We start from the raw sequence: 7,687 nt of genomic DNA, 5'->3' as shown, positions 1-7,687 counted from the left end.
CCACCGCTTTCGCGAGCAAGTCGAATCGTCGCACCACCGCTCCCACATTTTGCTTTGTGTCGTGCTTAGGGTTTTGCTTCGCTACTGAAGCTGTTCACGGTCTTGACCAGCCCTTTAGCCGCCAACGCCACCAACTCACCGCCTTTTTCCACCGTCGCCAGGGCCGGGTCCGAACCCATGCGCCCGTCGGGGAAGCGTGCGCGGAAGTCCAGCGCTTCGCGGATCGGCCCGGTGTTGGCGATTTGTGGGGAATAGTCGGCTGACTTGATCGAATCAGCGTACGCCCATTGCGTCACCGCAATCTCCGACGGCGTGGCATGGCTGCCATGGCCGACTGGGAATTGGCGCTGCGCCAGGTCAGTGACGCCTTCCAGGTCCCACCAGTTCACCAGTTTCAGCGCGAACCCGGCCGGTCGGCGGGCGAAGCTCGCCTCGGCGTACAGCTCGGAAAACGCCGCCTCAATGGTAGCGATATTGCCGCCGTGGCCGTTCAGAAACAGGATCTTCTCGAAACCATGCCCGGCCAACGAGCGCACCCAGTCGCCAATCGCGGCAATAAAGGTGGAAGGGCGCAGGGAAATAGTGCCGGGAAAGCCCAAGTGGTGCTGGGCCATGCCGATGTTGAAAGTCGGGCCGATCAGGATGTCGGCGTTCTTCTGCGCCTCATGGGCGATGATCTGCGGGCACATCCAGTCAGTGCCCAGCAGGCCGGTGGGGCCGTGTTGTTCGTTGGAACCGATGGGGATCACCACCGTACGGCTGCGTTCCAGAAACTGCCCGATCTCGATCCAGGTGGAGTGGTGTAGAAGCATGCGACGCTCTCTTTTATCTGTGGGGACAGGCTAACCACCACGGATTGTACGACTACTTGCCACTTGTTGGGGCTTGCAGTTCAGATACGTTGACGACTTCAACCAACGCTGGTCCGGGTACCAGGAAAACATGAACTGCCCGTCCTTGAGCTTATCCACCACTTGGCGCGCCACCTGCGGGCGTACGGCAGGGCAACCCTGGCTGCGGCCGATACGGCCTTCGCGCTTGCTCCACGCGGAGTTGACGTAGTCGGCAGCGTGGATCACCAGCGCGCGGTCGCGGGCCTGGTCGTTGAAACCGGGCTCCAGGCCGTCCATGCGTAACGAATAGCCGTGGGCGCCGAGGTAACTTTCCTGGGTGCGGAACAAGCCCAGGCTGGACTGGTGGCTGCCTTCGAGATTGGAAAATTGCGTGGCGAAGTTTTCCCCGGATTTTGCGCCGTGGGCCACCAGATCACGCAGCACCAAGGTCTTTTTGCGCAAGTCGAAGATCCACAGCCGACGAGCGGTCGAGGGCTGGGAGTAGTCAATAACCGCTAGGCGCTCTGAGCGTTCCTCGCCGTTATTGACCGCGCACTGCACGGCGCTCAGGGCGCTTTTCAGTACAGTGGGATTGAGTTCTGGAGCCGAGCGCGCCAGGCTGCTATACAAGTTAGGAGGATTCCCATTGGCGGCGAGCGCTAAATTGCTCAACGTAGCCAGGGTGATGGTGATCAAACCGAAGCGGCACATAAAAGTCAGCATCTACAAAGCGTCCCCCGCTGTGGATTGGAGCCCAGTCAATTGTTCAAAAAACACGCATGTTACTTGAGCATTTGCCTGCTCGTTGCACCATTGGTCGCGACAGCTGACGAACTGCCAGTGGGCGCCGTGCCGGTTATTTCCCTAAGCCCTGTGCAAATGGCCCCGGTGCAACAGGCCCTCGCGCAGCTCCCCAGCGTTTGCCCCAAACTCGCCCCGCACATCGACGCCGCGGCGCAATCGCGCTTGCAAGCGTTCTATCAGCAGCAGGGTGATGTGCCGCTGTGGTCTGCCGATGACCGCCGCCAAGCCTTGCACACTCAATTGCTGATGCTGGCGGACGACGGCCTGGACCCTACCCACTATAGCCTGCCTGCGGCGGATGCCACGGCCAACGTGCTGTGCAGCGATATCGACGTCAGCCGCCAGTACCTGCAAGCCCTGCAGGATTTGCACTTCGGGCGCTTGCAGCAATCACGCTTTGAGCCGCTGTGGCATTCCCAGCCGCCCACCCGCGAGCCGAATACCGAGGTGCTGGTCTTCGCCGCCACCGGGCTGCAAGACATGGCCCAAGCCTTCGACCAGGCACGCCCCAGCGCCGATCTTTACCGCAGCTTACGCAATGCCTATGCCACCGTGCGCCTGCAACCGTTGCCGCACTGGGACCCGGTCGGCAGCGGCCCATTGCTGCGCCCCGGCATGGAAGACCCGCGCGTGCCGGAGCTGGCGCGGCGCTTGTACAGCGGCGGCTACCTGGCCAAGGCGCCCACGGGCAATGGCAAGCAATACGGTGATGAACTGGTCAAGGCGGTGAAGGCCTTCCAGCTCAGCCACTCGTTGCAGGCCGATGGCGTGATTGGCGCGGGCACCGTGGCCGAACTCAACATCAGCCCGGCGATGCGCCGCGACCAACTGCGCATCAACCTTGAGCGTTTCCGCTGGCTGGCCCAGGACCTGGAGCCCGAAGGTGTGCTGGTCAACGTCGCTGCCGCGCAGCTGAGCGTCTACCAGAGTGGCATCCCCGTGTGGCAAACCCGTCTGCAAGTCGGGCGCGCCGAACGCCAGACGCCGCTGCTCAAGTCGCGTATCACCCGACTGACCCTGAACCCCACCTGGACCATCCCGCCGACCATCATGCGCGAGGACAAACTCCCGGCCATCCGCCTCAACCCCGAATACCTGCGCCAGCAAAACCTCCAAGTGCTCGACGCCGAAGGCCGCCCGTTGGCGCCTGAACAGATCGACTGGGCGCGCCCGGGCAACATCCTCCTGCGCCAGGACGCTGGCCCGCGCAACCCGCTGGGCAAGATCGTGATGCGCTTTCCCAACCCCTACTCGGTGTACTTGCATGACACGCCAAGCCAACCGCTGTTTACCAAAGGGCCGCGCGCCTTCAGCTCGGGTTGTGTGAGGGTTGAGCAACCACTGCTGCTGCGCGACCTGCTGGTGAGCCCGGCCGAACGCACGCGCACCGACGAACTGCTCGCCACCGGCGTGACCCACGAATTCCGGCTGGCCACGCCGGTGCCGGTGCTGTTGGGGTACTGGACGGTGGAAGTCGATCGCCAGGGTGGCCTGGTGTACGCGCCGGACATCTATGGGCGCGACCTGGTGTTGATGAAGGCGATGGGGGCTGTGCTTTAAGGTCGGCACCTTACCTGTGGCGAGCGGGCTTGCCACCACAAGCCCGCCCGCCAACTGTCAGATGTGCTTCAGGACAAGCGCCACAGCCTGATCCGCTGTCACAAGCGCCGTATCGACCGTCAGCGGCAGTTCATCCCAAGGCTCATACTCATGCGCCGATACCGACTGCCAAGTAGGCGGTACCAAGCCGGCAATATCACCTGAACGGCTTTCAACGCGGCGCTGGTGTTCCTGCCGATCCGAACAGACCACCTGAATATTCAACAACTCAACGCCTGCCGCCGTCGCCACGGCCTTCCACGCCGCCCGGCTTTCCCTGACCGGGTTCACACAATCGGCAATGACCCTGTGCCCCAAGCGCACATTACTCAACGCCAGCGCATTCGCCACGCCATAACCACTGGCACCCACATCACCGGCCAACACGCCCGCATCCCGCAGCGCCTGCTCAATCACATCGATACGCAGGTACACCGCACCGATCTGGCGCGCCAGTTCGTTGGCAATCGTGGTTTTGCCGCTGCCGGGAAGGCCACTGAACACAATAAGCATCATCAATCCTTTGCAAGGGGAACCCGGCCAGTCTAGCCGCGCTTACTTCAAATAGCAGGCACTGATCCAGTCTGCCGGGTGTGCTGCCAGTTGCGTCGCCACAGGCAGGTAACGCTTGTCCAACTGCGCCGCCAGCCAGAAGAGCGTCGCGCTGCTGTTGGGTTGCCAGGTGCCGCTGTACCCGGCTTCGCCTACCCCGGCGCGGTCTTTGTCGAATTGCACGTGGGTGTGCACAAACTCCTCGTGGCTGCGTTGCCCAGTGGCATACGGCACCAGCCAATCGAGCGCGCCAGCCAGGGACGCGCCCTTCACGCTGATGCTCAGCCAGTCGCCGCCGCCGCCGTCGTAGGGCTTGGCCGCCAGCGCGGCCTGTACCAGGGGCTCAAGGTCATAGACCACGTAATGCAAGGCATCTCGGTCCTGGAAGTCGGTCACCGAGCCATCCGGCAGCACGTTGTCGGCGATCTGCTGCTTGAACAGCTGGTGCGCGTGTTCAAGCATCGCGCGGTCGCCCAGTGCGGCGGCGGCCACGCTGACCAGTTTGACGCGATGGCTCTGCCAGTTATTGGTCTGGATGCCTTTTTTCTGCCCATGGAATTGCTCGATACGCGTGATGTAACCGTTGCCCAGGTTGCTGATCAAGCGGCGGCTGGCGGCGCGGGTTTCCAGGCGCAAGTGGTCGGCGGTCAGTGCATAGGCAGTGATCAGCATGTCGAGGTTGGTTTCATCAATCGGGTTGAAGTCCGGCTGGTACACGTCGGCCCACGCGGCCAGGTAGTCGTCGACTTGCTTGAGGTAACGTGGGTCACCGCTCAACCGCCACGCCAGCGCCGCTTGGCGCATCACTGGCCAGTCTTTTTCGGCGGCAATACTTTGCTCACGGATGCCGTGGTGGGGCAGGGTGCCTTCAGTGTGCAGATGGGGCAGAGGGTTGGGCGGGTCGGCCAGGTGCCGTTGGGCGGCGGCCAGCAGCGCCTTCGGCATCGGGTTCGACGTGGCCGGCTGGCACAGGCTGGGATTTTGCGCGGCCGCCATGGCCGCGTGGGAAAACGCGAGCAGCAGCGCGGTTAAAGCGAAGAAGGTTTTTTTCATGGCGGGCTCTGCCGGATCAGCACGCACACACGCTAACATGCGCCCGAATCGGCTTGGATGAAACTCCCGTATGCTGACCCTCTACTCAGCTCGCCCACCGGACAACCCATGACCTTGCCCTTTGTGAAGATGCATGCCCTTGGCGACGATTTCATCATCATCGACCGCCGTGGCCACAGCGACCCGATCACCGCGCAGCTCGCCCGTCGCCTGGGCGACCGCCACACCGGTATCGGTTTCAATCAGTTGGCGGTGGTCCTCGACTGCGATGACGCCGCCGCGCGCATCAAGTTCTGGAACCCCAACGGCACACCTTTGCAAACCTGCGGCAGTGCCACGCGCGGTGTCGCCGACCGCTTAATGCACGAAGCCGGCAGCGATTCGATTGTGTTGCGCACCGATCGAGGCTTGCTGACGTGCGCACGCGTTGCGGGGCAGCGGGTTTCGGTCGACATGGGCGAGCCGTCGCTGGCGTGGTCGTCCGTGCCGCTGGCCACGGCGATGGATACCCGCACCTTGCCCATTGAAGGCGACCCGGCGGCGTGCAGCATGGGCAACCCGCACTGCACTTTTTTTGTCGATGACGTCGCTGCCGTCGACGTGGCCGCCGTGGGCCCGGCGCTGGAAACCCACCCGTTGTTCCCGGCCAAGACCAATGTGCATTTCGTGCAGGTGCTGGATCGCAGCCATATCCGCCTGCGTATCTGGGAGCGTGGCGGCGGTGTGCCGCAGGGTTCCGGTTCGTGTTGCTGCGGCGCCGTGGTCAATGGGATCCGACGCGGCTTGCTGGATGAGACAGTGCAGGTGCAGTGCGACGGCGGCACGGTCACGGTGCAGTGGGACGGGCAGGGCGGTGTGGTATTGACCGGCAGCGTCGAGCCGATCATGCAAGGCACGGCGTATCTGTTCTAAAACTTTACGGTAAATGTCGTACCGTTAATGGCGCAGGAACTTACCGTTACGTCGCCGCCATGCACTTTGGCCAATTCGTGCACGATGTACAGGCCCAAGCCCACGCTGCGCACACCGCTGCCTTGGTCGGTGCCACGGGTCATGGGCTCGAACAGGCCGGCCAGCAGCGTTTCTGGAATTACCGCGCCGTGGTTGTGCACCGCCACTTCGCAGCCGGTATCGCCTAGCCGTGAGGTGATGGTGATCGGCTGGAGCGGGTCGCCATACGCCACGCTGTTGGCCACCAGGTTACCGATGATCTGCTGCACACGGTCGGCATCCAGGCAGGCATCGCCATGGCCTTGGGCTTGATGTTCCAACGTGGCCTTGGGGAAGGCCACGCGCAGTTCATCCACCGCGTGCGCAATCACCGCGTGCAACTCCAGCGGCGCGGCCTTGATGGTGATGCCGTGGCCGACCCGGGCTTGGGTGAAGTCGAGCAAGTCGGCGATCATTCGTTGGGCGCGCTCGGACGACTGGGCGATATGGCCCAACAACTGGCGCTCCTTGGTTGTACGCTCGCCACGATTGAGAAAATCGGACGCCATACGGATGGCCGTCAGGGGGTTCTTCAAATCGTGACTGACGATCGCCACCATCTGCTCAGCAAACAACGCACGACGCTGGGCAATGGCATAGGCCTCGCTCAATTCCGCCTGGGCCTGCTGCAGCGCGATTTCCGTGGCGGTTTTTTCCTGCAACAGCGCCTCGGCCAGGTTGCGCGCGTTGAGCAGCTCGCGTTCGTACTTGTCGCGGTCGGTGGTGCCGAACAGCGCGAGGTCGTAGACCACGGCGTCGGCCTGTTCGCGCTTGTTGCCATTGAGCAGCACGGTCACTTTGTGCCCGTCGTGGTGCAGCATGTCGAGCTTCACTTCGGTGACACTGCCGCGCAGGCGCAACATCGGCGCCAGGTGGGTCTGGTGGAAAATCCGCCCGCCCATGGTCAGCAAATCCTGAAAGCGCCGCCCGCACAGCTCGGCGCTGCTCAAGCCCAGCCATTCGCTGAACCGCGCGTTGGCTTGCAGGATCGTGCCGTCTTCTGCGGTGACGGCCAGGCACAGGCGGCGTTGTCGAACAGGTCAACCGACATCAGTAATCGCCCACGGCGCCAGGAAGCTTTGCATCGCGGCTGCGCAGGCTTGCGGCGCGCTCATGTGCGGGCAATGGCCAACATTGTCCACCAGGCAATACGTGCTGTTGGGCAGTACGCGGTGCAGGTATTCACCCACCGCCAGGGGCGCGATCAGGTCGTCGCTCGATTGCAGGATCAACACCGGGGCGGTCAGGCCGATCACGTCCTGGCGGTTGTCCGACAAAAAGGTCACGCGCGCAAACTGCTTGGCGATGTCGGGTTCGGTGCGGCAGAAACTCTCGCGCAGTTCGTCGCTCAAGGCCGGTTGCCCAGGCGCACCCATGATCACCGGGGCCATGGCGCTGGACCAGCCGAGGTAGTTGCTGTCGAGGGTGTCGAGCAGGTCGTCGATGTCGCTGCGCTTGAAACCGCCCGTGTAATCGACGTCATCAATGTAGCGCGGCGACGGGCCGATCATCACATGGGCGGCGATGCGCCCGGGGGCTTGGCGGTCGGCGAGGGTGCCGATCATCGCGCTGACCGAGTGGCCGACTAGGATCACCGGGCCTACGGCAAAGGCTTCGATAATCTCGTTCAGGTCCTGGGCATAGCCATCCAGCGTGCCGTACTTGGCTTTGTCGAATGCACTGAGGTCCGACAGGCCGGCCCCGACCAAGTCGTACATCACCACGCGGAAGCGGTCGACAAAGGCCGGGGCCAGGTAATTCCACATCGCCTGGTTGCAGCCGAACCCATGGGAGAACACCAGGGTCGCCATCCCGTTGCCCATCACACTGACGTTGTTGCGGTGCTTTAGGTTCAT

At 63.1% G+C, this 7,687-nt stretch carries 7 protein-coding genes and 1 pseudogene; 2 read left to right on the top strand and 6 right to left on the bottom strand.

From position 1 onward, the window contains the following. Positions 1–65: 65 nt before the first annotated feature. Positions 66–812: a creatininase family protein gene (locus tag ACI77I_RS19545; RefSeq protein ID WP_094953292.1), complete on the bottom strand. Its 747-nt coding sequence runs from the start codon at positions 810–812 to the stop codon at positions 66–68. Between the two features lie 30 nt (positions 813–842). Beyond that, positions 843–1,556, bottom strand: coding sequence for a murein L,D-transpeptidase catalytic domain family protein (locus ACI77I_RS19540; RefSeq protein ID WP_094953290.1), 714 nt, complete (start codon positions 1,554–1,556; stop codon positions 843–845). 39 nt (positions 1,557–1,595) lie between these two features. Between ACI77I_RS19540 and ACI77I_RS19535 the strand changes: the two genes are divergently transcribed. Continuing rightward, on the top strand, positions 1,596–3,197 hold the full coding sequence (locus tag ACI77I_RS19535) for a murein L,D-transpeptidase (protein ID WP_406998214.1): 1,602 nt from the start codon (positions 1,596–1,598) through the stop codon (positions 3,195–3,197). Positions 3,198–3,254: 57 nt separating this feature from the next. Here ACI77I_RS19535 and ACI77I_RS19530 read toward each other — a convergent pair whose 3' ends face one another. Both ACI77I_RS19530 and ACI77I_RS19525 read right to left on the bottom strand, forming a co-directional pair. Further along, positions 3,255–3,749 (bottom strand): AAA family ATPase, encoded by a 495-nt coding sequence (locus tag ACI77I_RS19530; RefSeq protein ID WP_094953286.1) that lies wholly within the window; start codon positions 3,747–3,749, stop codon positions 3,255–3,257. A gap of 42 nt (positions 3,750–3,791) precedes the next feature. After that, positions 3,792–4,841, bottom strand: coding sequence for an alginate lyase family protein (locus ACI77I_RS19525; RefSeq protein ID WP_406998213.1), 1,050 nt, complete (start codon positions 4,839–4,841; stop codon positions 3,792–3,794). Positions 4,842–4,949: 108 nt separating this feature from the next. Between ACI77I_RS19525 and dapF the strand changes: the two genes are divergently transcribed. Further along, on the top strand, positions 4,950–5,753 hold the full coding sequence (dapF, locus tag ACI77I_RS19520; protein ID WP_406998212.1) for a diaminopimelate epimerase: 804 nt from the start codon (positions 4,950–4,952) through the stop codon (positions 5,751–5,753). On the opposite strand, the pseudogene ACI77I_RS19515 reads toward dapF, so the two are convergent. Both ACI77I_RS19515 and ACI77I_RS19510 read right to left on the bottom strand, forming a co-directional pair. Beyond that, positions 5,750–6,882 (bottom strand): annotated as a pseudogene (locus ACI77I_RS19515) (ATP-binding protein). The gene dapF and the pseudogene ACI77I_RS19515 sit on opposite strands and share 4 nt — an antisense overlap. After that, complete coding sequence (locus ACI77I_RS19510) at positions 6,872–7,687, bottom strand: alpha/beta fold hydrolase (protein WP_176463003.1); 816 nt, start codon at positions 7,685–7,687, stop codon at positions 6,872–6,874. Before ACI77I_RS19510 ends, ACI77I_RS19515 begins: the two are co-directional and overlap by 11 nt.

This window comes from Pseudomonas sp. D47 (assembly GCF_045447305.1).
In the GTDB taxonomy this organism is placed as follows: domain Bacteria; phylum Pseudomonadota; class Gammaproteobacteria; order Pseudomonadales; family Pseudomonadaceae; genus Aquipseudomonas.
This window is presented reverse-complemented; position numbering and strand designations above follow the sequence as displayed.

What these genes read in the sequence shown, in the direction of transcription:
- ACI77I_RS19530 (WP_094953286.1), bottom strand. Translation starts at nt 3,749, where the DNA reads ATGCTTATTGTGTTCAGTGGCCTTCCCGGCAGCGGCAAAACCACGATT.
- ACI77I_RS19545 (WP_094953292.1), bottom strand. Translation starts at nt 812, where the DNA reads ATGCTTCTACACCACTCCACCTGGATCGAGATCGGGCAGTTTCTGGAA.
- ACI77I_RS19510 (WP_176463003.1), bottom strand. Translation starts at nt 7,687, where the DNA reads ATGAACCTAAAGCACCGCAACAACGTCAGTGTGATGGGCAACGGGATG.
- ACI77I_RS19525 (WP_406998213.1), bottom strand. Translation starts at nt 4,841, where the DNA reads ATGAAAAAAACCTTCTTCGCTTTAACCGCGCTGCTGCTCGCGTTTTCC.
- ACI77I_RS19540 (WP_094953290.1), bottom strand. Translation starts at nt 1,556, where the DNA reads ATGCTGACTTTTATGTGCCGCTTCGGTTTGATCACCATCACCCTGGCT.
- dapF (WP_406998212.1), top strand. Translation starts at nt 4,950, where the DNA reads ATGACCTTGCCCTTTGTGAAGATGCATGCCCTTGGCGACGATTTCATC.